Source organism: Pseudomonas sp. GL-RE-29, from assembly GCF_019947275.1.
GTDB lineage: Bacteria > Pseudomonadota > Gammaproteobacteria > Pseudomonadales > Pseudomonadaceae > Aquipseudomonas > Aquipseudomonas fluorescens_A.
The window spans coordinates 68,847-93,304 of sequence record NZ_JAGYGD010000006.1; the positions used below are offsets into that span (position 1 = coordinate 68,847).

A 24,458-nucleotide genomic window follows, 5' to 3' on the forward strand; every position below is an offset into this window, starting at 1 on the left:
CTACAGGGTCAAGCGCGGTGCCTGTTATTTGATCCAGTCAGCCACACGCTCCGGGTGTTTGGCGACCCAATCCTTCGCCGCTGCATCAGGCTTGGCGCCTTCCTGGATCGCCAGCATGACTTCGCCGATTTCGTCTTTCGAAGCCCACTGGAAGTTCTTCAGGAACTTGGCCACTTCGGGTGCCTTGGTGGCCAGTTCTTTGCTGCCGATGCTGTTCACGGTTTCAGCCGCGCCATACACGCCTTTCGGATCGTCGAGGAAGCGCAGTTTCCACTTGGCGAACATCCAGTGCGGCACCCAACCGGTGACGGCAATGGATTCGTTTTTCTTTTCGGCACGGGTCAGCTCGGCAATCATGCCGGCGCCGGAACTGGCCTTGAGTTGATAGCCGGTCAGGTCGTAATCCTTGATGGCCTGCTCGGTCTTGATCATCACGCCTGAACCGGCGTCAATGCCAACGATGCGTTTTTTGAAGCTGTCATCGGTTTTCAGGTCTTCAAGCGACTTGGCCTTGACGTAGTCCGGCACGATCAAGCCGATTTTCGCATCCTTGAAGTTAGGGCCGAAGTCGACGACCTGGTCTTTGTTCTTGGCCCAGTAATCGCCGTGGGTCACCGGCAGCCAGGCCGACAGCATGGCGTCCAGTTTACCGGTGGCCACGCCCTGCCACATGATCCCGGTAGCGACGGCTTGCAGCTTCACGTCGTATCCGAGTTTCTGCTTGATTACTTCAGCCGCAACGTGAGTGGTCGCAACGCTGTCGGACCAGCCGTCAACGTAACCGATGCTCAGGGTTTTGTTCTCGGCATTGGCGAATGTGGAGCCAATCGCAAGCACCAGAGCGGCACCTGCGCCTAAAAGTCGTCGCATCTTCATCGTTACTTCCCCGAAAGTGCTGCGCTCGACGGATGCCGAGTCGCGTCAACGTATAGTTATGGTGCACAGCGCCCCCATCACGCCCCACCCGCAAACTCGATCATCAGCGCGATTTATCAACGAGGGTACTGACGCCTCCGATAATCAACCTGACGCCCATGGCGACCTGCTCTGCCAGCGACCTCAAGGCATCGAGAAACGACATCAGAACGCCATGAGTCAGCAACAGCGCCAACGCACCGGCCGATCCGCCCGAACTTTGCATGTCAAAATCATGCAGCGCACCAAGCGCGGGACAAATGCAGGTAACATGCGCCGCTTTGCTCCCAGACGGCCTGATCATGCCCGCGACATCGCGCTTTCCTTTTTCTGCTTATCTATTCGCCTGCCTCCTGGGGCTGTTTGCCCTCGGCGGGTTCTGGTACGGCCTCGGTAAACCGGTGATTCTGCCGGACGCCGCCAGCGCCACGCACAAGCTGCAATGTGCCTCCTATACCCCGTTCGACAAGGACCAATCGCCGTTCGACGTGCCGTTCAACTTGCGCCCCGAGCGCATGGACGCCGACCTTGGGTTGCTGTCGAAAAGTTTCGAGTGCATTCGCACCTACTCCATGACCGGCCTCGAAGCCCTGCCCGACCTGGCGCGAAAACACGGTTTGAAGTTGATGATCGGCGCTTGGGTCAACAGCAATCCGGTGGACACCGCGAAGGAAGTCGACCTGCTGATTGCGTCGGCCAACGCCAACGCCGACGTGGTGACCGCCGTCATCGTCGGCAACGAAACACTGCTGCGCAAGGAAGTCACCGGCGCACAATTGGCGAAGCTGATTAATAAAGTCAAAAGCCAGGTCAAACAGCCTGTCACTTATGCCGACGTCTGGGAGTTCTGGCTCAAGCATCCTGAAATCGCACCGGCCGTGGATTTCCTGACTATCCATTTGCTGCCGTACTGGGAAGATGATCCGTCGAACATCGACGCGGCGCTGCAACATGTGGCGGAAGTGCGCCAGGTGTTCGGCAACAAGTTCGCACCCAAGGACGTGATGATCGGCGAAACCGGCTGGCCGAGCGAAGGCCGCCAGCGTGAAACTGCGCTGCCGAGCCGGGTCAACGAAGCTAAATTCATTCGTGGATTTGTCGCCATGGCCGAGCAGCAAGGCTGGCACTACAACCTGATCGAAGCCTTCGACCAACCGTGGAAACGCGCCAGCGAAGGTGCCGTCGGCGGTTACTGGGGGCTGTTCGATGCCGACCGACAGGACAAAGGCGTGCTGGCTGGTCCGGTAACAAACGTGCCGTACTGGTCGCAGTGGCTGGTGGTCGGCGGGTTTATCTTCTTTGGCACACTGATTCTCGGTGGACGTGTGCGCAACACTCGCTCCGCGTTGGTTCTACCGCTGCTGGGTGCCTTGGCCGCGTGCTCGATTGGCGCCTGGGGTGATCTGGCGCGGGTCACCACACGCTTTACCAGCGAGTGGCTGTGGGTCGCTTTGCTGACCGCATTGAATGTGTTGGTGCTGGCCCACGCCGCACTGACTTTGAGTCCGCGTACTGGTTGGCGTGGCTGGGCGTTCAATGCGTTGGAACGTCGGGCGGGCTGGATACTGGCAGTGGCCGGTTTTGCTGCTGCGGTGATGATGCTGGAATTGGTGTTCGATCCGCGCTATCGCAGCTTCCCGAGTGTCGCCTTCATCGTGCCGGCACTGGTGTATCTGTGCCGCCCGGTGAGCGTGCCACGTCGGGAAATTGCACTACTGACCTTCATCATCGGTGCCGGCATTGCGCCGCAGTTGTTCCGTGAAGGCTTGCAAAACCAGCAGGCCTGGGGTTGGGCGCTGGTGAGTGTGTTGATGGTGGCCGCGTTGTGGCGGTGTTTGCGGGTTCGCAAAAGGTAAAAATCAAAAGATCGCAGCCTGCGGCAGCTCCTACACTGATCTCTGCAGGAGCTGCCGCAGGCTGCGATCTTTTTCCATCAGGCGCGTCGGCCTTCTCGAACCAACCGCAACCCCGCAATCACCACCGCAAACACCGCCATCGTCGTGTTGTACAACGCCAGCGCCGGAAACCCGAACACCAGTGCCAGCACCGCCAGCCACCACCCTGCCCGGCCCGGCAACACAAAGCCGATCACGGCAGCCGCCAATGCTCCCCAGCCCAATACCTGGAAGTGAATCATCAGGCCCAGACTCGAGCGGACCTGGCATTCCCAGCGACTCGCCTCATCCACGCAGATGCCAACCCATTGCGCATCTTCCATGAAGCCATAACGCGCGCCATAACTGGCGGCCAGCCACAATGGCAGCAAAACAAGCAGCAGAATCACGGGCAAACGGCGGGACATGGAGCACTCCAAAAAGCGAAAAACGGCGGCCAGCTTAATCGCCCGGCAAGCTTACGCAAGCGCTAACAACACTTAACTAGTCATTCAATCACTGCAAAGTGTATCGTCCAGCTACTATTACTTCGAAATTAGGCCTGTTTGGTGCCGATGCGTTGCACTTTGGCGCAAATCCGGTGGTCATAGCCTGCGAACTTTATTCGGCACCTTTTTCTAAGGGATTTAGTCATGCTCCGATCCTTGCGCTTCGCCGCCATGTTTGGCGGCCTTATATTGAGTGCGTCCGCACTGGCGGTCGATATCGACGCCGACAGTTATGGCTATCCCTTGACCAACCCGTTTGAGGCGACCATTGCCACGACGCCGCCGGACCTGCGTCCGGAGTTGCCGCTGGACGATGACATCGAACAGTCGGACCGCAGCCTAACCTTGCGACCGGAGCGGGCCTTCGAATTGCCGGACAACTTTTGGGCGGTAAAGAAACTCACCTACCGTATCGCCACTCAGGATAAACCCGCACCGCTGATCTTCCTGATCGCCGGCACCGGCGCGCGTTATGACAGCAGCCTCAACGAATACCTGAAAAAGCTCTACTACAAGGCCGGCTATCACGTGGTGCAGCTGTCGTCGCCCACCAGCTTCGACTTCGTCAGCTCCGCCTCACGCTTTGCCACGCCCGGCATCACCAAGGACGACGCCGAAGACATGTACCGTGTGATGCAGGCCGTGCGGGCGCAAAACCCGAAACTGCCGGTCACCGATTACTACCTGACGGGCTACAGCCTGGGTGCACTGGATGCAGCATTCGTCGCGCATCTGGACGAAACCCGCCGCAGCTTCAACTTCAAGAAAGTGCTGTTGCTCAACCCTCCGGTCAACCTCTACACCTCGATCACCAACCTGGACAGACTGGTCCAGACCGAGGTCAAGGGCATCAACAACTCCACCACCTTCTATGAGTTGGTGCTGAACAAACTGACCCGCTACTTCCAGCAGAAGGGCTACATCGATCTCAACGACGCACTGCTCTACGACTTCCAGCACTCCAAGCAGCACCTGACCAATGAACAGATGGCCATGTTGATCGGCACCTCGTTCCGCTTTTCGGCGGCCGATATTGCCTTCACCTCGGACCTGATCAATCGTCGTGGCCTGATCACGCCACCGAAAACGCCCATTACCGAAGGCACCAGCCTCACGCCGTACCTCAAGCGTGCGCTGCAGTGCGATTTCGACTGCTACATCACCGAACAAGTAATCCCGATGTGGCGCGCCCGTACCGATGGCGGCAGCCTGCTGCAACTGATTGACCAAGTGAGCCTGTATGCGTTGGAGGATTACCTGCACAACAGCCCGAAAATCGCCGTCATGCACAACGCCGACGACGTGATTCTCGGCCCGGGCGACCTCGGTTTCCTGCGCAAGACTTTCGGCAATCGCCTGACCGTTTACCCGCTGGGCGGCCACTGCGGCAACCTTAACTACCGCGTCAACAGCGACGCCATGCTGGAGTTCTTCCGTGGCTAAATACCTCCTGCTTATCGCCGCGTTACTCTGTGCAGGCGTGGCCAACGCCGACAACAGCAAGGCCAATGCTCCGGTGGTCGTCGACAGTGACGGCTTCAAGGAGCCACTGAGCAAACTCAAATTCAACCCGGGCCTGGATCAGCGCGAATTCGAACGCTCGACGCTCAGCGCCCTGAACGTCTACGACCCGCTGGAAGAGTGGAACCGCCGTGTTTACCACTTCAACTACCGGTTCGACCAATGGGTGTTCCTTCCGGTGGTCGACGGTTATCGCTACATCACGCCGAGCTTCTTGCGCACCGGTGTCAGCAACTTTTTCAACAACCTCGGCGACGTACCGAACCTGCTGAACAGCCTGTTGCAGTTCAAAGGCCAGCGTTCGTTGGAAATCACCGGTCGACTGTTGCTCAACACCACCATCGGCATCGCCGGTCTGTGGGACCCGGCCACCGCCATGGGCCTGCCGCGCCAGAGCGAAGACTTCGGCCAGACCCTTGGCTTCTATGGTGTTCCGGGCGGCGCCTACTTCGTGCTGCCGATCCTCGGCCCGTCGAACCTGCGTGATACCGGCGGCCTGCTGGTGGATTACAGCGCCGAGAATGCGATCAACTTCCTCAACGTGGCCGAAGTCAGCTCCAACCATCCGGAAGTCTGGATCCTGCGTGGCATCGACAAGCGCTACCAGACCAGTTTCCGCTACGGCCAGCTGAACTCGCCGTTCGAGTACGAGAAGGTGCGTTACGTGTACACAGAGTCACGCAAGTTGCAGATTGCCGAGTAATTTCGGCGGCAACAAAAAAGGCCATTCGATGCGAATCGAATGGCCTTTTTCATACCTTGTAGAAATCACCTGTAGGAGCTGGCTTGCCAGCGATGGCGTTCGTAAGAACCACGCAAGACTCAAGCCCCATCGCCAGCAAGCCGGCTCCTACAATTTTTAGCCTTTGATCGCGCGCCAGATCTTGCTGACAACCATCACCACCGCCAACACCACCGCCCCTGCCACAATCCCCGCCACCCCATTAAGTAACGTCGGCACGATGAATCCGGCACCGCCCGCCCCTGCGCTGACACTTTCAATCCAGTGATGCACCACCGGTACGCCGTGGGTGAGAATCCCGCCACCGACCAGGAACATCGCCGCCGTGCCGATTACCGACAGGCTTTTCATCATGTACGGCGCCGCGCGCAAAATCCCGCTGCCGATGCTTTTGGCCACTTGCCCAGGCTTCTGGGTCAGCCACAGGCCCAGGTCATCGAGCTTGACGATGCCCGCCACCAGCCCATAAACGCCGATGGTCATGACGATCGCGATACCCGAGAGCACCACGACTTGTTGGGTCAGCGCCGAGTCGGCCACGACGCCGAGGGTGATCGCGATGATTTCCGCCGAGAGAATGAAATCGGTGCGAATGGCACCCTTGATCTTTTCTTTTTCAAACGCCACCAGATCGACCGCCGGATCCGCCACTGCCTCGACCAATTCGGCATGTTCGGCCTGATCTTCAGCCTTGCTGTGCAGGAACTTGTGAGCGAGTTTCTCGAAGCCCTCGAAACACAGGTAAGCGCCGCCGAGCATCAACAAGGGCGTGACCAGCCACGGAATGAACGCGCTGATGGCCAATGCCGACGGCACCAGGATCAGCTTGTTGATAAATGAGCCCTTGGCGACCGCCCAGACCACCGGGATTTCCCGCTCGGCGCGCACACCGCTGACCTGCTGGGCATTGAGCGCCAGATCATCGCCGAGCACGCCGGCAGTCTTCTTGGCGGCCATTTTGGTCATCAACGCCACATCGTCCAGCACGGCGGCGATGTCGTCGATCAGCACCAGCAAACTGCTTCCTGCCATGAATCGGGTTCCTTCTTGAATGAATGCCGTGCAGCATAGCGCGGCCGAGCGCCGCACGGCGCATTCTTGAGCGCTGCCGAAGGCCGGTGATACCATGCGCAACCGCCAGAACAGGCAAGGAACCACCTGGTTTATGAGCACTATCCGCGAGCGCAACAAACAACTGATCCTGCGTGCCGCCAGTGAAGAATTTGCCGACAAGGGCTTCGCTGCGACCAAAACCAGCGATATCGCAGCCAAGGCGGGATTGCCCAAGCCGAATGTCTACTACTACTTCAAATCCAAGGAAAACCTCTACCGCGAGGTCCTGGAAAGTATCATCGAGCCAATCCTGCAGGCATCGACGCCGTTCAACCCGGACGGCGTGCCCAGTGAAGTGCTGAGCGGCTACATCCGCTCGAAAATCCGCATCTCCCGCGACTTGCCGTTCGCCTCCAAAGTGTTCGCCAGCGAAATCATGCACGGCGCCCCGCACCTGAGCACCGACCTGGTCGATCAGCTCAACGGCCAGGCCAAGCACAACATCGACTGCATCCAGACCTGGATCGACCGCGGCCAGATCGCCCCGATCGACCCCAATCACCTGATGTTCAGCATCTGGGCCGCCACCCAGACCTACGCCGACTTCGACTGGCAAATCAGCGCCATCACCGGCAAGGCCAAGCTCGATGAAGAGGACTATGAAGCGGCGGCGCAGACGATTATTCGGTTGGTGTTGAAGGGGTGTGAGGCGGACTGATACACCGCGGTGCGGCTTTTCGCGAGCAGCCTCACTCCTACATTGAAATGCGTTCCCTGTAGGAGTGAGCCTGCTCGCGAGGAAGGCCACTCGGTTCCAGCTCAAACCCAAACTGCATCCCACAACGGATAGTCGCCAAGCTTATCCACCAGTCCAGCCCGCAAAGGGTTGGCCACCACGTACCGAGCCATCTTCACCAAATCCTCCTCCCGCCGCAGTGCCCGGTCATGAAAGCCTCTCTGCCAGAAAAAGTTGCTTTGACCGTTAACCTGCCTAACCGCCTTGGTACTCATTGACTTGGTCTTTTGCATCAGCTCACTCAAAGATCCCTGCTGCAATTCAATCAACCAGTGAAAGTGGTCGGGCATGACAACCCATGCCAATGAATGCGCCAGCCCAAGATTCTGTGCATTTCGAAACTGATCGACCACTAACCTGCCCAAGGTGAAATCCCTGAAAGCCGGGGTCCTGTGAAGAGTGTTGGTGGTTAACAGATAGATTCGATTGGCTTCGGCATAGCGTCCGACTCGCAATCGGTGTGCAGCAGGTAGATCGGGCATTCCTTTGCCTCCCAAGATCAGGTCATGAGAAGGCTAGCTCTGCGGATTCAAGTGGGTAGGGCAAACCTTTGGCGAGATGTGTCTGGTAGATTGCTATCGCGAGCAGGCTCACTCCTACAGGGGATTTGTGGTGTTCAGACATTTTGTGTCCAACCCCGATCCTTGTAGGAGTGAGCCTGCTCGCGATGACATTAGATCGGGCGACGCAGATCAAGCCACAACCCCAGCATCCGCCCTCAACCCCAACGCCTCGATCGCATTGATCGCGCACTGTTCATCAACATCCGACAAATCCCCGCTGATCCCCACCGCTCCCAGCACATTTCCATCCTGATCCCGAATCAGCACACCGCCCGGTGCCGGCACCACGCTGCCCTGCCCCAGGCTGTTCAACGCCGCGATGAATGCCGGGCGTTGTTGGGCGTCCAGGGCCAGCAGGCGTGAGCCTTTGCCCAAGGCGATGGCGCCCCAGGCTTTGCCGATGGCGACGTGCGGGCGCAGCAGGCTGGCGCCGTCTTCGCGTTGCAGGGTGATCAGGTGCCCGCCGGCATCCAGTACCGCGATGGTCAGCGGTGCTGCGCCGATTGCACGCCCCGCGGTGATGGCCTCGTTGACCAGGTTGACTGCGACTTTCAAGGTTAAAGCGCTCATGGTGCCGTCCTCATTTTGTTTTTCGGAAAGCCGTTGGGCTGCGCGTTTGTGCCGCAGCCCGATGCAACAAATAGAACACAATGAGTTATTTTTTTGTATACAATAATTCTCGAAAAGCGTCACATGCGACGAAAAGCCACAGCAGATAGGGCTTCAGACGAATGAAACGAGCGCTTGAGAAAATGGATTGACCTGCGCCGTCCGCCGTGAATACACTCTGCGCAAAGCCACTTGTATACAATTACAAAACGTAAGAGGCACAAAACCATGAGCAAAATGAGAGCAATCGAAGCCGCCGTTCTGGTGATGCGCCGTGAAGGGGTTGATACCGCTTTTGGCATCCCAGGTGCCGCCATCAACCCGCTGTACTCCGCCCTGCAAAAGGTCGGCGGCATCGATCACGTCCTCGCTCGCCACGTTGAAGGCGCGTCGCACATGGCCGAGGGTTACACCCGCACCAAGGCCGGCAACATTGGCGTGTGCATCGGCACTTCCGGCCCGGCCGGTACTGACATGGTCACCGGGCTCTACAGCGCCTCGGCCGACTCGATTCCAATCCTCTGCATCACAGGGCAAGCACCCCGCGCCCGTATGCACAAGGAAGACTTCCAGGCTGTCGACATCACCAGCATCGTCAAGCCGGTGACCAAGTGGGCGACCACGGTACTGGAACCGGGCCAAGTGCCTTACGCGTTTCAGAAAGCGTTCTTTGAAATGCGCTCCGGCCGCCCAGGCCCGGTGCTGATCGACCTGCCGTTCGACGTGCAGATGGCCGAAATCGAATTCGACATCGACGCTTACCAGCCACTGCCGCTGGCCAAGCCGACCGCCAGCCGCGTTCAAGTCGAGAAAGCTCTGGCCTTGCTCGATCAAGCCGAGCGCCCATTGCTGGTGGCCGGTGGCGGCATCATCAATGCCGACGCCAGCGATTTGCTGGTCGAGTTCGCCGAGCTGACCGGTATTCCGGTTATCCCGACCCTGATGGGCTGGGGCACCATTCCCGACGATCACCCGCTGATGGTGGGCATGGTCGGCCTGCAAACTTCGCATCGTTATGGCAACGCCACCCTGTTGAAATCCGACGTGGTGCTGGGTATCGGTAACCGTTGGGCCAACCGTCACACCGGTTCGGTTGACGTGTATACCGAAGGCCGCAAGTTCATTCACGTCGACATCGAAGGCACGCAGATCGGCCGTGTGTTCACCCCGGACCTGGGCATCGTGTCCGACGCCGCTGCCGCGCTGACCGTGTTCATCGAAGTCGCTCGTGAATGGCAAGCCGCCGGCAAGCTGAAAAACCGCAGTGCCTGGCTGCAAGACTGCCAGCAGCGCAAAGCCAGCCTGCAGCGCAAGACTCACTTCGACAACGTGCCGGTCAAGCCTCAGCGCGTTTACGAAGAGATGAACCAGGTGTTCGGCAAAGACACTTGCTACGTCAGCACCATCGGTTTGTCGCAGATTGCCGGCGCGCAGTTCCTGCACGTCTACAAGCCGCGTCACTGGATCAACTGCGGTCAGGCCGGCCCGTTGGGCTGGACCATTCCGGCGGCGCTGGGCGTGGTCAAGGCTGATCCGAACCGTAAAGTCGTGGCCCTGTCGGGGGACTATGACTTCCAGTTCATGATCGAAGAATTGGCAGTGGGCGCGCAGTTCAAGCTGCCGTACATTCACGTTGTGGTGAACAACTCGTACTTGGGGCTGATCCGTCAGGCGCAGCGCGGTTTCGAAATGGACTACTGCGTGCAGCTGTCCTTCGATAACCTCAACGCGCCGGAACTCAACGGTTACGGTGTTGACCACGTCGCGGTGGCCGAAGGCCTCGGTTGCAAGGCGCTGCGTGTGTTCGAACCGGCCCAGATCCAGCCTGCCCTGCGCAAGGCCCAGGAGCTGATCGAAGAGTTCAAGGTTCCGGTGATCGTCGAGATTATCCTGGAACGCGTGACCAACATTTCCATGGGTACCGAGATCAACGCCGTCAACGAATTCGAAGACCTGGCGCTGGTCGGCAACGACGCACCGACGGCGATTTCGTTGCTTGATTAACGGTTGATCGCTCCCTTTTGTGGGAGCGAGCCTGTGTGGCGAGGGAGCTTGCTCCCGCTGGGACGCGAAGCGGCCCCAAAAGCTTTGCGACTGCTTCGCAGCCGAGCGGGAGCAAGCTCCCTCGCCACACAGCTCGCTCCTACAGGGGAACTCATACAAATTCTGGAGACCACCATGCCGCGTTTCGCAGCCAACCTGTCCATGCTGTTCACCGAACAGGACTTCCTCGCCCGTTTCGAAGCGGCCGCCAAGGCCGGTTTCAGTGGTGTCGAGTACCTGTTCCCCTACGACTTCAGCTCGGCCGAAATCAAGGCCAAGCTCGACGCCAACGGTCTGACCCAAGTGCTGTTCAACCTGCCGGCCGGTGACTGGGCCAAGGGCGAGCGCGGTATCGCGTGCCTGCCGGACCGGGTTGAAGAATTCCGCGCGGGTGTCGATCTGGCGATTGCTTACGCGCAAGTGCTGGGCAACACCCAGGTCAACTGCCTGGCCGGCATCCGCCCACAAGGCGTCGACGATGCCACCGTGGAAAAAACCTTCGTTGCCAACCTCAAGTACGCGGCCGACAAGCTGCAAGCGGCGGGTATCAAACTGGTGATGGAAGCGATCAACACCCGTGACATCCCGGGCTTCTACCTGAACAACACGGCGCAAGCCCTGTCGATTCGCGAGCAGGTCGGCAGCGCCAATCTGTTCCTGCAATACGACATCTATCACATGCAAATCATGGAAGGCGATCTGGCCCGCACCCTGCAATCGCATCTGGGCGAGATCAACCATGTGCAGCTCGCGGACAACCCGGGGCGCAACGAGCCAGGTACCGGTGAAATCAACTACCGCTTCCTGTTCGAACACCTTGACCGTATTGGTTATCAAGGTTGGGTTGGCTGCGAATACAAACCGCTGACCACCACCGAAGCAGGCCTGGGCTGGCTGAAAACCCATAACGCAATCTGATAATGACACCGGCTTATTGTGGCGAGGGAGCTTGCTCCCGCTCGGCTGCGAAGCAGTCGTAAACCTGCGAAACGGTTTGGCTTGATGCACCGCAGTGAATGGCTTTAGGGGGGCTTCGCCCCCCAGCGGGAGCAAGCTCCCTCGCCACAAGGTGTGCCAGGTTCATTAATTGGCAACACAAAAACAAGAGGATTTTCTCATGGCTAAAATCGGATTTATCGGCACCGGCATCATGGGCCACCCAATGGCGGCGAACCTGCAGAAAGCCGGTCACAGCCTGTTCCTTTCGCAACACCACGACGCCGCGCCTGCCGACCTGATCGCCGCTGGCGCAGTCGCCCTGGCGAACCCGAAAGAAGTCGCGCAAGAAGCCGAATTCATCATCGTCATGGTCCCGGATACCCCGCAGGTCGATGACGTGCTGTTCCGCGCCGATGGTATTGCGGCCGGTGTTGGCAAAGGCAAAGTCGTGATCGACATGAGCTCGATCTCGCCAACCGCCACCAAAGCCTTCGCCGCCAAGATCAACGAAAAAGGTGCGCAGTACCTCGACGCGCCAGTGTCCGGCGGTGAAGTCGGCGCCAAGGCTGCCAGCCTGAGCATCATGGTCGGCGGTGATGCCGATGCCTTCGAACGCGCCCTGCCGCTGTTCCAGGCGATGGGCAAGAACATCACCCTGGTCGGTGGTAACGGCGACGGTCAGACCGCGAAAGTGGCCAACCAGATCATCGTGGCGCTGAACATTCAGGCGGTGGCCGAAGCCCTGCTGTTCGCTTCGAAAAACGGTGCCGATCCTGCCAAGGTCCGTGAAGCGCTGATGGGCGGTTTTGCTTCGTCGAAGATCCTCGAAGTGCACGGCGAGCGCATGATCAAGGGCACCTTCGATCCAGGCTTCCGCATCAGCCTGCACCAGAAGGACCTGAACCTGGCCCTGCAAGGCGCCAAGGAGCTGAACATCAATTTGCCGAACACCGCCAACACCCAGCAAGTGTTCAGCACCTGCGCGGCCATCGGCGGCAGCAACTGGGACCACTCGGCGCTGATCAAGGGCCTGGAACACATGGCGAATTTCTCGATTCGCGATAAATAACATTCGCCGCAATACCTGTGGGAGCTGGCTTGCCAGCGATGGCATCGCCTCGATCTACCTGAACGAGCGCGGCGCCTGAATCGCTGGCAAGCCAGCTCCCACAGGACCGGCGTCGCTACACCTGCTGTCGTCTTATCCCAATAACAAGAATTCCGGGAGCCCGCCATGTCGGTCGATCCGCAACAATTCCTGCGCGAGCTGTTCGCCACAGCCATCGACGCGGCCCATCCGCAGCAAGTCCTCGAAGCCCATTTGCCTGCCGACCGCAGCGGCCGTGTGATCGTCATCGGCGCCGGTAAAGCCGCAGCCGCCATGGCCCAAGTGGTGGAGCGTTGCTGGCAGGGTGAAGTATCCGGTCTGGTAGTGACCCGTTACGGTCACGGCGCCCCGTGCGAAAAAATCGAAGTGGTCGAAGCCGCGCATCCGGTGCCTGATGCTGCCGGTCAGGCCGTTGCCAAGCGTGTCTTTGAACTGGTCAGCGACCTCACGGAAAACGACCGTGTGATCTTCCTGCTTTCCGGCGGCGGCTCGGCCCTGCTGGCATTGCCGGCCGAAGGCATCACCCTGGCCGACAAGCAATCGATCAACAAAGCCCTGCTCAAATCCGGCGCGACCATCGGCGAGATGAACTGCGTGCGCAAGCACCTCTCGGCGATCAAGGGCGGACGTCTGGGCAAAGCCTGCTGGCCTGCCACTGTTTATACCTATGCGATTTCCGATGTGCCGGGCGACCTCGCCACGGTCATCGCCTCCGGCCCCACCGTGGCCGACCCGAGTACCTTGGCCGAAGCGCTGGCGATCCTCAAGCGCTACAACATCGAAATACCGGCCTCCGTGCGCAACTGGTTGCAAAGCCCGGAATCGGAGACGGTCAAACCCGGCGATCCGAGCCTGGCCCGCAGTCATTTCCAATTGATCGCCCGTCCGCAGCAATCCCTCGAAGCGGCGGCGGTGAAATGCCGTCAGGCCGGTTTCAGCCCGTTGATCCTCGGCGACCTGGAAGGCGAATCCCGCGAAGTAGCCAAAGTCCACGCCGGTATCGCCCGCCAAGTGGTGCTACATGGACAGCCGTTGCCGGCGCCGTGCGTGATTCTCTCCGGCGGCGAAACCACCGTGACCGTGCGCGGCAATGGCCGCGGCGGACGCAACGCCGAGTTCCTGCTCAGCCTGACCGACAGCCTCAAGGGCCTGCCTGGCGTTTATGCGCTGGCCGGTGACACCGATGGCATCGACGGCTCCGAAGACAACGCCGGCGCGATCATGACCCCGGACAGCTACGCCCGCGCCGCCGCCCTCGGTTTGAGCGCCAGCGACGAGTTGGACAACAACAATGGCTACGGCTATTTCGAGGCGCTGGATGCACTGATCGTTACCGAGCCGACCCGCACCAACGTCAACGACTTCCGCGCCATTCTGATCCTCGAGAGCCCTAAACATGACGCCTGATAAAAAGGTCAAAATCCTCGCCACCCTCGGCCCGGCCACCAACGGGATCGACGACATCCGCGAGCTGGTGCAGGCCGGGGTCAACATCTTCCGCCTGAACTTCAGCCACGGCGATCACGCCGACCATGCCAAGCGCTATCAGTGGATCCGTGAAGTCGAACGCCAGCTGAATTATCCGCTGGGCATTCTGATGGACCTGCAAGGCCCGAAGCTGCGGGTCGGCAAGTTCGCCGAGGGCAAGGTGCAGTTGCATCGCGGCCAGGCTTTGCGCCTGGACCTCGACGCCACGCCGGGCGATGAGCGCCGGGTCAACCTGCCGCACCCGGAAATCATCGCCGCGCTGGAGCCGGGCATGGACCTGCTGCTCGACGACGGCAAGCTGCGCCTGCGTGTGGTCACCAAATACGCCGACGCCATCGACACCACCGTGCTCAACGGCGGCGAACTCTCGGACCGCAAAGGCGTGAACGTGCCGCAAGCAGTGCTCGACCTCAGCCCGCTGACCGCCAAGGATCGTCGCGATTTGAGCTTTGGTCTGGAACTGGGTGTGGACTGGGTGGCGCTGTCGTTTGTGCAGCGTCCGGACGACATCCGCGAAGCCCGCACGCTGATCGGCGACAAAGCGTTTTTGATGGCCAAGATCGAGAAGCCATCGGCCGTTGAGCAACTGCGCGAGATCGCTGAGTTGAGCGATGCAATCATGGTGGCTCGCGGTGATTTGGGCGTGGAAGTGCCCGCCGAAAGCGTGCCGCAGATCCAGAAAAACATCATCAGCACCTGCCGCCAACTTGGCAAACCGGTGGTGGTGGCGACGCAGATGCTGGAGTCCATGCGCTTCTCACCGGCTCCAACCCGCGCCGAGGTAACCGATGTGGCCAACGCCGTGGCCGAAGGTGCGGACGCGGTGATGCTGTCGGCGGAAACCGCGTCCGGCGAATACCCGCTCGAAGCCGTGCAGATGATGAGCAAGATCATCCGCCAAGTGGAAAACGGACCGGACTATCAAACCCAACTGGACGTCAGCCGACCGAAAGCCGAGGCCACGGTTTCCGATGCCATCAGTTGCGCGATTCGCCGCATCAGCAACGTGCTGCCGGTGGCGGTGCTGGTGAACTACAGCGAGTCAGGCACATCGAGCCTGCGTGCGGCACGGGAACGGCCGACCGTGCCGATCCTCAATCTCACGCCGAACCTGCAAACCGCGCGTCGCCTGACTGTGGCGTGGGGTGTGCACTCGGTGGTCAATGACCGCCTGCGTCAGGTCGATGAAGTGTGTTCCACAGCGTTGGAAATTGCCCAGGCCCAGGGCATGGCGCAGCGTGGCGATACGTTGTTGATCACCGCGGGTGTGCCGTTTGGACAGCCGGGGTCGACTAACTCACTGCGTATCGAGACGTTGATTTAACAAACATTATTTGTGGCGAGGGAGCTTGCTCCCGCTCGGCTGCGCAGCAGTCGTCGCTTTGATGACGGGTTCCACAGAGAAACCGCGTTCAGCGAATTAGGGCTGCTTCGCACCCCAGCGGGAGCAAGCTCCCTCGCCACAGAGTTTGTGCAAGACCTTGGATTTCCCACTGCCCTAGACTTCATCATGCCTGCCAACCATTTCAACACCCACTGCCCCGACTGGGCGGAAGCTTTGCTCAACGGCTTCAGCCAGATATTCCTCCAGCGTCATCCGCTGTTCGGTCTTTTGTGCCTGCTCGCCATCCTGTGTACCGCGCCTGCCTTGCTCGGCGGTGCACTGCTCGGCGGTGTCGCCGGGTTGCTCACCGCGCAGCGTCGTGGCTATGCCAAGGCCGATCGCCAGGCCGGGCTTTTCAGCTACAACGGCGTCTTGCTCGGACTGTTGCTGAGCCTTTATTTTCCCTGGTCGGCGATGATGCCGCCGCTGATTCTGGCTGCCGGCGGCCTGAGTGCGATGATCACGCAACAGTGGCTCAAACGCGTGCGGGTCAGCCAATACCTACCGGCCTACACCGCGCCCTTCGTCGTGCTGAGCTGGTTGCTGCTGTGCTTCGCAACCCCCTCGACCCAGGCGCATATGATCGAAGTCAGCACACTGAACATGCTTGCCGCACCACTCAAAGGGCTCGGCCAGGTGATGTTCCTCGGTCATCCGCTGGCCGGTGCGTTAATTGCCGCCGGTTTGCTGATCGCCGATCGTCGCGCGTTCTGCTGGGCGTTGTTGGCGTCTGTCGCGGGCATGGGTTGGAGCCTGCTGCACCACGACTTCTATACCGCATTGCTCGGCCTCGGTGGCTACAACGCCGTGCTCGCCGCCCTCGCCCTCAGCTCGCAACGCCAGCAGCCATGGCTGCCGCTGGTCGGCATTGCCTTGGCGCTGTTGCTGACGCCGATGTTTGCCGCCATCGGTCTGCCCACGCTGACCGCACCGTTCATTCTTGCCTGCTGGCTGGTTCGCAGTGCTGTGCAAATGTTTGCCAAGGCCACGGTCACCCGTACGCCTTGCACTCTGGAGGAGAATCAACCTAGGCTGCGCTGATCATTGAGTCAGGCGTTATCCATGGACAGCAGCAAAAACTGGCGTGAAGAGCTTTACGTCATGATTTTCCAGAGCGACACCAAGGCGGGTCGGCGTTTCGACGGCATTCTGCTGTTGATCATCCTCGCCAGCCTGGTGATCGTGATGCTCGACAGCATCGACAGCATCGACAGCATTCACAAAAACTACGCCGATGTACTCGCCTACATCGAGTGGGGTTTTACCGTCATTTTCCTCGGCGAATACATTCTTCGGCTGTATTGCTCGCCCAAGCCTTTGCGCTACGCCTTCAGTTTTTACGGGCTGGTGGATTTGCTGGCGATCGTGCCCGGGATCCTCGCGCTGTATTACGCTGATGCGCAGTATTTGCTGATTATCCGGATCATCCGGATGCTGCGGATTTTCCGCGTGCTCAAGCTCAGCCCTTACCTGAAACAAGCCAATTACCTGATGTCCGCCCTGCGCGGCAGCAAGCAGAAGATCGTGGTGTTTCTGGTCAGCGTCTGCACGCTGGTTACGGTGTTCGGCACGTTGATGTATGTGATCGAAGGCCCGGAACATGGCTTTACCAGCATCCCCAAAGGCATCTATTGGGCTATCGTGACCCTGACCACCGTGGGCTTCGGCGACATCGTGCCGAAGACTCCGCTGGGTCAGGTGATTTCGTCGCTGGTGATGATCACCGGTTACTCGATCATCGCCGTGCCCACCGGGATTTTCACCGCCGAACTGGCCAACGCCATGCGCGGCGAACAACTGCAACACGACTGCCCGGTGTGCCGCAAAAGCAACCACGAACATGGCGCCGCTTTCTGTTCCCGTTGCGGCAATGCCCTGTTCAAAAAACTGGAATAAGCAAAGTGCTTTTTAATCTTTAAAGGACTATGCGAGCCCGGCTATAGTCGCTGGCAAAATGGTATCGCTTTCAACACACAAAACCCGTAGGAGCTGCCGCAGGCTGCGATCTTTTGATCTTGCTCTTGAAAATCAAAATCAAAAGAACGCAGCCTGCGGCAGCTCCCACACAACAGAACAAGGAATTCGCAGTGAAAAAAATCTTTGGCGCTTCACTTCTGGCCGCTGGCCTCGCCCTGTCCAGCATGGCTCAGGCCGCACCGACCCTGCTCAACGTTTCCTACGACGTGATGCGCGATTTCTACAAGGACTACAACACTGCGTTCCAAAAGCACTGGCAAGCCGAGCACAACGAAAACATCACCCTGCAGATGTCCTTCGGCGGTTCGAGCAAACAGGCGCGCTCGGTCATCGACGGCCTGCCGGCTGACGTGATCACCATGAACATGGCCACCGACATCAACGCCCTGGCGGACAACGGCAAACTGATCCCGGACAACTGGGTCACCCGCCTGCCAAACAACAGCGCGCCATTCACTTCGGCTACCGTGTTCATCGTCCGCAAAGGCAACCCGAAAGCGCTGAAAGACTGGCCTGACCTGCTCAAGGACGGCGTGCAAGTCATCGTGCCGAACCCGAAAACTTCGGGTAACGGTCGCTACACCTACCTGTCGGCCTGGGGCTACGTGCTGAAAAACGGCGGCGACGAAAACAAGGCTAAGGACTTCGTCGGCAAGCTGTTCAAGCAAGCGCCGGTGCTGGATACCGGTGGTCGCGCCGCTACGACGACCTTCATGACCAACCAGATCGGCGACGTGCTGGTGACCTTCGAGAACGAAGCTGAAATGATCGCCCGCGAGTTCGGCCGTGATCAGTTCGAAGTGATCTACCCAAGCGTCTCCGCCGAAGCTGAGCCGCCGGTGTCGGTGGTCGACAAAACCGTCGACAAGAAAGGCACCCGCGCCGCCGCCGAGGAATATCTGAAGTATCTGTGGTCGCCGGAAGGCCAGGAAATCGCCGCCGCCAACTACCTGCGTCCGCGTGACCCGGCCGTGCTGGCCAAGTACACCGACCGCTTCCCGAAAGTCGAATTCCTGTCGGTAGAGAAGACCTTCGGCGACTGGCGCACCGTGCAGAAGACCCACTTCAATGATGGCGGGATTTTCGATCAGATTTATGCGCAGTAAATATAAGGCTGAGAAAAACGTAACCTTCTGTAGGAGCCGGCTTGCTGGCGATTGCGATTCGTCAGGCGACAACTGTGTCGACTGTACGTACGAGATCGCCAGCAAGCCGGCTCCTACAGGTTTAGCGCTCGCGATCAGCTCAAATTGCCGCAAAAGATAGCCTGATGGCCATCCGCCGGACTTTCCCGCACCACTAACGCATAACCGCCCGCCCGAAGTGTTTCCACGGCTACCGGTGCGCTTTTCCAGAAATATTGCATCGATGCCTGCGAATAAAACCGCGCATTCGGTCCTTCGTTCATGTCATAGGCCGGTTTCGAACCCAGGCTCGCGCAACTACCCGGATAGATGTAGGCCATCAAACGGCCTGGCAATGCGCTGCCCATGGACTCGCCACTGACCGCGAACCAGAACACCGTTGAATGCCCGTCGGGCATCATGATGGGCCGGGCGATATTCCCGGCATTAATGGAAGTAGCGTTCAAGGGAATGTTGGTGACCTGATTGTCAGGCACTGTCGAACACCCGGAGATGCACCCAATCGCTACCACCAACGCCAGCGAAGATACGATTTTCATCGTGGAACTCCCGCTTAACAAGGACGCGTTGAAGTGATTCCCCCTGTAGAGTCTAGCGTTCAGGGGATTACGGGCGGTTCTTCGGATGGTCGGTCATGGTGGTTTTGACTGTGTCCTGTAGGAGCTGCCGCAGGCTCGGGCCACGTTCGGACGATCTTTTGATCTTGATCTTTTAAAGTCAAAAGATCGCAGCCTCGTTGCACTCGACAGCTCCTACAGGGGTACGGCGTTACATCGGGGGGGTGACGCCGTCCTTACCCGCCGAAATGGACTGCGCGGTAAGCGTACCGTCCGCGCTTTGGGTCACGAACGTGACGATTTTCACGCCGACCTTGAGCAAGCTGCGATCGCCAGGCACCAGGTTGACGATTGGCACGTCTTCCGGCACCAGGATTTTCTGTTGGCCGCCCTTGTAGTTGACGGTCAGCACCCGGCCATTGCTCACCACCAGATCCCCGACGCTGCCGTTGGTCATGCTGCTGCCCTTGACCAGGTCGAAAGGCCGATGACCGTCGCCACTGCCGGCCAGCTCCGGCGGGAAAACGTGGACTTCCAGCGCCTTGAGGGTGCCATCCTCTTGAGGAATGGCGGCGGAACCAATGTAGCTGCCGGGCTTGATGTCTTCGATATTGGCCAGGGTGACGGCGCGGACTTTGGTGTCCTTGGTCAGGTTGATGACCACGTTTTCGCCGCTGGTGGCGTGCACTTTCAGCACGTCTGGATTGACGCCGGTGATCTCGCCGCGCACACCGATGCGCATGCCCGGCGCTTCCTGAGCCTGGGCCATGCCTGCGGTAAAGAGGCTGACCAGCGTAGCAACCGAAACACCGCGAATCAGGTGACGAACCATCGTTTTCATGGAGTAGCCTTCCTGTCAGGAAACGTGAAGTGCGAACATAAGCACGCTATCGAACAAGATGTAAGTGAATGTATCATCGATCCCTGAAGTTCTGACGCGACGGCCATCGGCCGACGGCACGCACGTTCGTCACTCATTCCGCAATGGAATGACTGCTATCACTCCAATCCCACTTCCGCCGTTTCAGTCAGCCCTTTAGCCTGCGCGCATTCCCATCTGTTCAGCGAGACACGTTATGAACCCAGCGACTCAGGTGCCCCACGGCACCGCGACAATGACCCGAGGCATGGTGCTGCTGTTCGCCTTCTGCTGCGGCGCCATCGTGGCCAACATCTACTACGCCCAACCGATCATCGGCCTGATCGCGCCAGACATCGGCCTGACCAACACCATGGCCAGCCTGATCGTTTCACTGACCCAGATCGGTTACGCGCTGGGCCTGTTTTTCCTGGTGCCGCTGGGGGATTTACTGGAGAACCGGCGTTTGATGATCATCACCACGCTGGTGGCGATAGCCAGCTTGTTGGGCGCCGCGTTTACCGATCAGCCGAATGTGTTTTTGCTGATTTCGTTGTTGGTCGGATTCAGTTCGGTGTCGGTGCAAATCCTCATCCCGCTGGCGGCACACCTGGCGCCGGAAGAATCTCGCGGTCGGGTGGTCGGCGGGATCATGGGCGGTTTGCTGTTGGGGATTCTGCTGGCGCGGCCGGTGTCCAGCGTCATCGCCGACCACTTCGGCTGGCGCGCAATGTTTGTGATTGCGGCCGTGTTGATGGCGGCTATCAGCATCGTGCTGGCCCTGACGATTCCCAAGCGCCAGCCTGATCACAGTGCTTCCTATGGCCAACTGCTGGGTTCGCTTTGGACCCTGTTGCGTAAACAACCGGTCCTGCGTCAGCGCGCGTTTTACCAAGGTTGCCTGTTCGCCACGTTCAGCCTGTTCTGGACCGCGGTGCCGTTGGAACTGGCGCGCAATCACGGCTTGTCGCAATCGCAGATCGCCATTTTCGCGCTGGTCGGGGCCATCGGCGCCATCGCTGCGCCCATCGCCGGTCGACTGGCCGATGCCGGCCACACACGCATCGCTTCGTTGCTGGCCCTGCTGTTTGCCAGCCTGAGCTTCCTGCCGGCGTTCATCCATCCAGCCTACAGCGTCATCGGCCTGGCGGTGACAGGTGTCGTACTCGATTTCTGCGTGCAAATGAACATGGTCCTCGGCCAACGCGCGGTCTACGCCCTCGACGCAAAAAGCCGCAGCCGCCTGAATGCGCTGTACATGACCAGCATCTTTATCGGCGGCGCGTTCGGCTCGTCGGTGGCCAGCGCGGTATATGAACACGGTGGCTGGTTGTGGATCGTGATCGTCGGCAGTGCGTTTCCACTGTTGGCGCTGTTGCGGTTTTTGAGTGTTTCAGAGAAACCATCGTTGGCGACGGCATAAGAAGCCAAAAGCATCGCGAGCAGGCTCGCTCCCACAGGTCTGATACGAACCTGTGGGAGCGAAGGCGATTAAGCTGACGCGACTCAGTGTCGAACCAGCTTCTCCATCGCCGCATCCGCCAAAAAAGACGAACGACTTTTGACGTTGTGCTCGCGAACGTAACGGTCGATACGCTGGATCACGTACCCAGGCAACGTCACATTGACCTTCTCGGTCTTGCCCATATAGGGCGAGATGTCGATTTCCAGCATGCCCCAGCCCATCCCGATGTAGTCGGGATTGCCGAGATGTTCAGCCGTCGACGTTGGCATCGGAATATCCCGGCCTTCGGCCGCGATTTCCTGCAGCAATAGGTGGGCAATTTCCACGGCGGCGTTATAGGCATCTTCAAACGTATCCCCGGCGGTTGCCGCACCGGGAATATCGGGGATCTGAATACCGATGGCGGTGTTCTCGTCGCCCCACTCGATACAGATGGGATATTGCATTATGGATCTCCTGCGTAACTGGCGGGCGGGCAAAATAGCCCGGCGCGCCTCCTGATGCTCTTGACCGTCCCGATCGGTAAATCCTTTTTCGGATGGGGGGACGGGAATCGTGTGTGGGTTGTATCGGTGAGTGAAGATGTGATGACTGCCCGTGATTCGATCCAGCACCCAACCAGCCTCTTCCAGCTCCTTGATCAATAGCCTGCTCTGCACCAACAGCCTCCTTGCTACGGTCAAACAAAAATAACTCTAGAGTTATCTTTACTCAAGCACAGAAATACCGATCACGACGTCCGGTTGTTTTACAGAGTGTGATTCGTTACGCCGGGATCGACCCGGATTACACTCAACGGCCACGCGGACAGCGCTAATCCTTTGTAGGAGCGAGCCTGCTCCTACAATGGCCCAGCGCCAACTTTCAGAATTGAAAAAGGACCTACGATGGACCGTCTCGCCGCAATGGAAACTTTCGTCTACGTGGTGGAAACAGGTTCATTTTCTGCTGCCGCACGACGCCTGAATATCGGCCAGCCCGCCGTTTCGAAAGCCATCGCGCAGCTTGAGGCGCGGCTTGCGGTTCGGCTGTTGTTGCGTTCGACCCGTGGCCTCACGCCCACCGAAGCCGGGCTGGCATTTTTTGAACGAGCCAAACGCGCCATCGAAGAATCCGACGAAGCTGACAACGCCGCTCGCGGCGCCGCCAGTGGACTGAGTGGCAACCTGCGCATTTGCGCCGCCGTGACCTTCGGCCGACTGCACATCGTGCCGCATCTGGGGCCGTTTCTCGAACAGAACCCGGAACTGAACATCGACCTGATGCTCGATGATCGCAACATCAATCTCGTCGAAGAAGGCGTCGACCTTGCCCTGCGCTTGGGCGCCCTGAGTGACTCTGGCCTCACCGCGCGCAAGATTGCCGAATGCCGGCGCGTAGTACTCGGTACACCCGCTTACTTTGCCAAACACGGCGAGCCCACCTGCCCCGCCGATCTGAGCGAACATCAGGCAATCATCTACAGCCTGGGCGGCAGCGCCAATGGGCCGTTCAAGAAGGCCGATGAAGAACAGCCCGTGATCATCAACGGTCGCATCCGCGTCAGTGCGGCCGAGGGTCTGCGTGCTGCGGTGCTCACCGACCAGGGGCTGGCCTTGGCGTCGGAGTGGATGTTTGCTCCAGAACTCGCCAACGGTACTGTCAGGGAAGCCATGCGGGATTGGACGCTGCCGAATCAAGACCTGTGGGCCGTGTTTCCAACCGGTAGAATGGCCAGTGCCAAGGCTCGGGCGTTCGTGGAGTATGTGCAGGGGTTGCTGACGAAAGAGGTCTGAAATTTCGATTATTTCGTTTATTGCGATTTTCGATTAATTCGAATAGCCTGCCGACATCGATTATTCAGAATATTGGAAACCGTCATGTCGACAGTCATTCATCCACCGACCAACCTGCCCGTAGAACGCGAAGTAAAGGCCGCTATCGAGGGGCAAAGAGCCCTGGCTGCCTATCTCGCCACTCAACTGGAAACCCAGCGCATCCAGATTTTCGACGAGCAGAACGAAGCTCACAGCGTCGAACTGCCCACGTCTGCGTTGCGCTTGCTCGTCGACATCCTGGCAGAGCTTGCAGCGGGCAACGCCGTCAAAGTGGTTCCGGTTCACGCCGAACTGACCACGCAGGAAGCAGCCGACCTGCTCAATGTCTCACGTCCCCACCTGATCAAACTGCTCGAATCCGGCGAATTGTCTTACCACAAAACCGGCAAGCACCGACGTGTGCGTTTTGCCGACTTGATGGACTATAAAAACCGGCGCGATGCAGCCAGCGAACAGGCAATGACGCTCCTCGCCGAGCAGGCACAAGCGTTAAGGACAGGATACGAGTGAGGCACTCCTCTTTTACCGCTGTATATGACGCATGTGTGCTTTACCCCGCGCCCTTGAGGGATTTTCTGATGTGGCTAGCGCTCTCCGGCCGTTTCAGGGCGCGATGGTCCATGGAGATCCATAACGAATGGAAACGCAACCTTCTGAAAAACCGTCCCGACCTGACTGCTACACAACTGGAACGCACCTCCGAGCTGATGGATCTGGCCATACCTGACGCTTGCGTCACCGGTTACGAAATGCTGATTGAAGGACTGTCCCTGCCCGATAACGATGATCGACATGTCCTCGCAGCCGCGATTCGCTGCAATGCCAGTGTCATCGTGACGTTCAATCAGAAAGACTTTCCCAGTGCAGCACTGGCTCCTCTTGGAATCGAGGCTCAGCACCCTGACGAGTTCGTCGTCAATCTTTTTGGCCTGGATCCGGCAGCCGTGATCTCAGCGGCCGAACGGCAACGCAAACAATTAAAAACACCTCCGATGGATGTCAGCACCTATCTCGATCTTTTGTCGCGCCAAAAGTTGGTTCAGTCGGTCAAAGCGCTGAACGAATACCGAGCGATGCTTTAGCTGCAGACGCGC

At 59.1% G+C, this 24,458-nt stretch carries 25 protein-coding genes and 1 pseudogene; 16 read left to right on the forward strand and 10 right to left on the reverse strand.

Annotated elements, in window-relative coordinates; genetic code table 11:
• Window positions 1-24: 24 nt before the first annotated feature.
• Together KGB21_RS07435 and KGB21_RS07440 are read right to left on the reverse strand one after the other, a co-directional pair.
• The gene (locus KGB21_RS07435; RefSeq protein ID WP_034146344.1) at window positions 25-876 is read right to left on the reverse strand and encodes a glycine betaine ABC transporter substrate-binding protein; all 852 of its coding nucleotides are present in this window, start codon (window positions 874-876) and stop codon (window positions 25-27) included.
• Between the two features lie 103 nt (window positions 877-979).
• Window positions 980-1,141 (reverse strand): hypothetical protein, encoded by a 162-nt coding sequence (locus tag KGB21_RS07440; RefSeq protein WP_223504510.1) that lies wholly within the window; start codon window positions 1,139-1,141, stop codon window positions 980-982.
• Between the two features lie 34 nt (window positions 1,142-1,175).
• Here KGB21_RS07440 and KGB21_RS07445 point away from each other — a divergent pair, with 34 nt between their 5' ends.
• Window positions 1,176-2,771 (forward strand): beta-1,6-glucan synthase, encoded by a 1,596-nt coding sequence (locus tag KGB21_RS07445; RefSeq protein ID WP_034146343.1) that lies wholly within the window; start codon window positions 1,176-1,178, stop codon window positions 2,769-2,771.
• A 77-nt stretch (window positions 2,772-2,848) separates the two neighbouring features.
• On the opposite strand, the gene KGB21_RS07450 is transcribed toward KGB21_RS07445, so the two are convergent.
• Window positions 2,849-3,217 carry a hypothetical protein gene (locus KGB21_RS07450; protein WP_034146342.1) on the reverse strand — a complete coding sequence of 123 codons (369 nt, stop codon included), beginning with the start codon at window positions 3,215-3,217 and terminating at the stop codon, window positions 2,849-2,851.
• A gap of 225 nt (window positions 3,218-3,442) precedes the next feature.
• Here KGB21_RS07450 and KGB21_RS07455 point away from each other — a divergent pair, with 225 nt between their 5' ends.
• Window positions 3,443-4,741: a serine/threonine protein kinase gene (locus tag KGB21_RS07455; RefSeq protein ID WP_223504512.1), complete on the forward strand. Its 1,299-nt coding sequence runs from the start codon at window positions 3,443-3,445 to the stop codon at window positions 4,739-4,741.
• On the forward strand, window positions 4,734-5,522 hold the full coding sequence (locus tag KGB21_RS07460; RefSeq protein WP_034146340.1) for a VacJ family lipoprotein: 789 nt from the start codon (window positions 4,734-4,736) through the stop codon (window positions 5,520-5,522). The genes KGB21_RS07455 and KGB21_RS07460 overlap by 8 nt, the downstream gene beginning before the upstream one ends.
• A gap of 156 nt (window positions 5,523-5,678) precedes the next feature.
• On the opposite strand, the gene KGB21_RS07465 is transcribed toward KGB21_RS07460, so the two are convergent.
• A complete protein-coding gene (locus tag KGB21_RS07465; protein ID WP_223504514.1) occupies window positions 5,679-6,593 on the reverse strand; it encodes a DUF808 domain-containing protein in 915 nt (304 codons plus the stop codon).
• A 133-nt stretch (window positions 6,594-6,726) separates the two neighbouring features.
• Here KGB21_RS07465 and KGB21_RS07470 point away from each other — a divergent pair, with 133 nt between their 5' ends.
• Window positions 6,727-7,332, forward strand: coding sequence for a TetR/AcrR family transcriptional regulator (locus KGB21_RS07470; RefSeq protein WP_034146338.1), 606 nt, complete (start codon window positions 6,727-6,729; stop codon window positions 7,330-7,332).
• 101 nt (window positions 7,333-7,433) lie between these two features.
• On the opposite strand, the gene KGB21_RS07475 is transcribed toward KGB21_RS07470, so the two are convergent.
• Both KGB21_RS07475 and KGB21_RS07480 read right to left on the reverse strand, forming a co-directional pair.
• The gene (locus KGB21_RS07475; RefSeq protein ID WP_034146337.1) at window positions 7,434-7,892 is read right to left on the reverse strand and encodes an REP-associated tyrosine transposase; all 459 of its coding nucleotides are present in this window, start codon (window positions 7,890-7,892) and stop codon (window positions 7,434-7,436) included.
• 210 nt (window positions 7,893-8,102) lie between these two features.
• Window positions 8,103-8,543, reverse strand: coding sequence for a GlcG/HbpS family heme-binding protein (locus KGB21_RS07480; protein WP_034146336.1), 441 nt, complete (start codon window positions 8,541-8,543; stop codon window positions 8,103-8,105).
• A gap of 267 nt (window positions 8,544-8,810) precedes the next feature.
• On the opposite strand from KGB21_RS07480, the gene gcl reads away from it, so the two are divergent.
• The 8 genes from gcl to KGB21_RS07520 all read left to right on the forward strand — a co-directional run bounded on the left by gcl (window position 8,811) and on the right by KGB21_RS07520 (window position 18,627).
• Complete coding sequence (gene gcl, locus KGB21_RS07485; protein WP_034146335.1) at window positions 8,811-10,586, forward strand: glyoxylate carboligase; 1,776 nt, start codon at window positions 8,811-8,813, stop codon at window positions 10,584-10,586.
• Between the two features lie 174 nt (window positions 10,587-10,760).
• Window positions 10,761-11,543 (forward strand): hydroxypyruvate isomerase, encoded by a 783-nt coding sequence (gene hyi, locus KGB21_RS07490; RefSeq protein ID WP_008026777.1) that lies wholly within the window; start codon window positions 10,761-10,763, stop codon window positions 11,541-11,543.
• Window positions 11,544-11,742: 199 nt separating this feature from the next.
• Window positions 11,743-12,633 carry a 2-hydroxy-3-oxopropionate reductase gene (locus KGB21_RS07495; RefSeq protein WP_223504516.1) on the forward strand — a complete coding sequence of 297 codons (891 nt, stop codon included), beginning with the start codon at window positions 11,743-11,745 and terminating at the stop codon, window positions 12,631-12,633.
• Between the two features lie 165 nt (window positions 12,634-12,798).
• Window positions 12,799-14,079, forward strand: coding sequence for a glycerate kinase (locus tag KGB21_RS07500; RefSeq protein WP_223504518.1), 1,281 nt, complete (start codon window positions 12,799-12,801; stop codon window positions 14,077-14,079).
• The gene (gene pyk / locus KGB21_RS07505) at window positions 14,069-15,484 is read left to right on the forward strand and encodes a pyruvate kinase (protein ID WP_034146332.1); all 1,416 of its coding nucleotides are present in this window, start codon (window positions 14,069-14,071) and stop codon (window positions 15,482-15,484) included. The genes KGB21_RS07500 and pyk overlap by 11 nt, the downstream gene beginning before the upstream one ends.
• Before the next feature lie 186 nt (window positions 15,485-15,670).
• Window positions 15,671-16,585: an urea transporter gene (locus tag KGB21_RS07510; protein WP_223504520.1), complete on the forward strand. Its 915-nt coding sequence runs from the start codon at window positions 15,671-15,673 to the stop codon at window positions 16,583-16,585.
• 21 nt (window positions 16,586-16,606) lie between these two features.
• Window positions 16,607-17,440, forward strand: a complete 834-nt coding sequence (locus KGB21_RS07515; RefSeq protein WP_223504522.1) for an ion transporter — start codon at window positions 16,607-16,609, stop codon at window positions 17,438-17,440.
• 191 nt (window positions 17,441-17,631) lie between these two features.
• Window positions 17,632-18,627, forward strand: a complete 996-nt coding sequence (locus KGB21_RS07520) for a sulfate ABC transporter substrate-binding protein (protein ID WP_223504524.1) — start codon at window positions 17,632-17,634, stop codon at window positions 18,625-18,627.
• A 134-nt stretch (window positions 18,628-18,761) separates the two neighbouring features.
• Here the strand turns inward: KGB21_RS07520 and KGB21_RS07525 are convergent, their stop codons facing one another.
• Together KGB21_RS07525 and KGB21_RS07530 are read right to left on the reverse strand one after the other, a co-directional pair.
• Entirely contained in the window at window positions 18,762-19,205 is a 444-nt protein-coding gene (locus KGB21_RS07525) for a hypothetical protein (protein WP_223504526.1), read from the reverse strand.
• Between the two features lie 229 nt (window positions 19,206-19,434).
• Window positions 19,435-20,064 carry a hypothetical protein gene (locus tag KGB21_RS07530; protein ID WP_223504528.1) on the reverse strand — a complete coding sequence of 210 codons (630 nt, stop codon included), beginning with the start codon at window positions 20,062-20,064 and terminating at the stop codon, window positions 19,435-19,437.
• A 235-nt stretch (window positions 20,065-20,299) separates the two neighbouring features.
• Here KGB21_RS07530 and KGB21_RS07535 point away from each other — a divergent pair, with 235 nt between their 5' ends.
• Window positions 20,300-21,505, forward strand: coding sequence for an MFS transporter (locus KGB21_RS07535; RefSeq protein WP_223504529.1), 1,206 nt, complete (start codon window positions 20,300-20,302; stop codon window positions 21,503-21,505).
• 83 nt (window positions 21,506-21,588) lie between these two features.
• On the opposite strand, the gene KGB21_RS07540 is transcribed toward KGB21_RS07535, so the two are convergent.
• Both KGB21_RS07540 and KGB21_RS07545 read right to left on the reverse strand, forming a co-directional pair.
• Window positions 21,589-21,993, reverse strand: coding sequence for a type II toxin-antitoxin system HicB family antitoxin (locus KGB21_RS07540; protein WP_034146326.1), 405 nt, complete (start codon window positions 21,991-21,993; stop codon window positions 21,589-21,591).
• Window positions 21,993-22,206, reverse strand: a pseudogene (locus KGB21_RS07545) (type II toxin-antitoxin system HicA family toxin). Before KGB21_RS07545 ends, KGB21_RS07540 begins: the two are co-directional and overlap by 1 nt.
• 228 nt (window positions 22,207-22,434) lie before the next feature.
• On the opposite strand from KGB21_RS07545, the gene KGB21_RS07550 reads away from it, so the two are divergent.
• The 3 genes from KGB21_RS07550 (at window position 22,435) to KGB21_RS07560 (ending at window position 24,446) form a co-directional block, all read left to right on the forward strand.
• A complete protein-coding gene (locus KGB21_RS07550; protein ID WP_223504531.1) occupies window positions 22,435-23,322 on the forward strand; it encodes a LysR family transcriptional regulator in 888 nt (295 codons plus the stop codon).
• Between the two features lie 84 nt (window positions 23,323-23,406).
• Window positions 23,407-23,874 carry a helix-turn-helix domain-containing protein gene (locus tag KGB21_RS07555; protein WP_223504533.1) on the forward strand — a complete coding sequence of 156 codons (468 nt, stop codon included), beginning with the start codon at window positions 23,407-23,409 and terminating at the stop codon, window positions 23,872-23,874.
• Window positions 23,871-24,446, forward strand: coding sequence for a PIN domain-containing protein (locus KGB21_RS07560; protein ID WP_223504535.1), 576 nt, complete (start codon window positions 23,871-23,873; stop codon window positions 24,444-24,446). The genes KGB21_RS07555 and KGB21_RS07560 overlap by 4 nt, the downstream gene beginning before the upstream one ends.
• Window positions 24,447-24,458 lie beyond the last annotated feature (12 nt).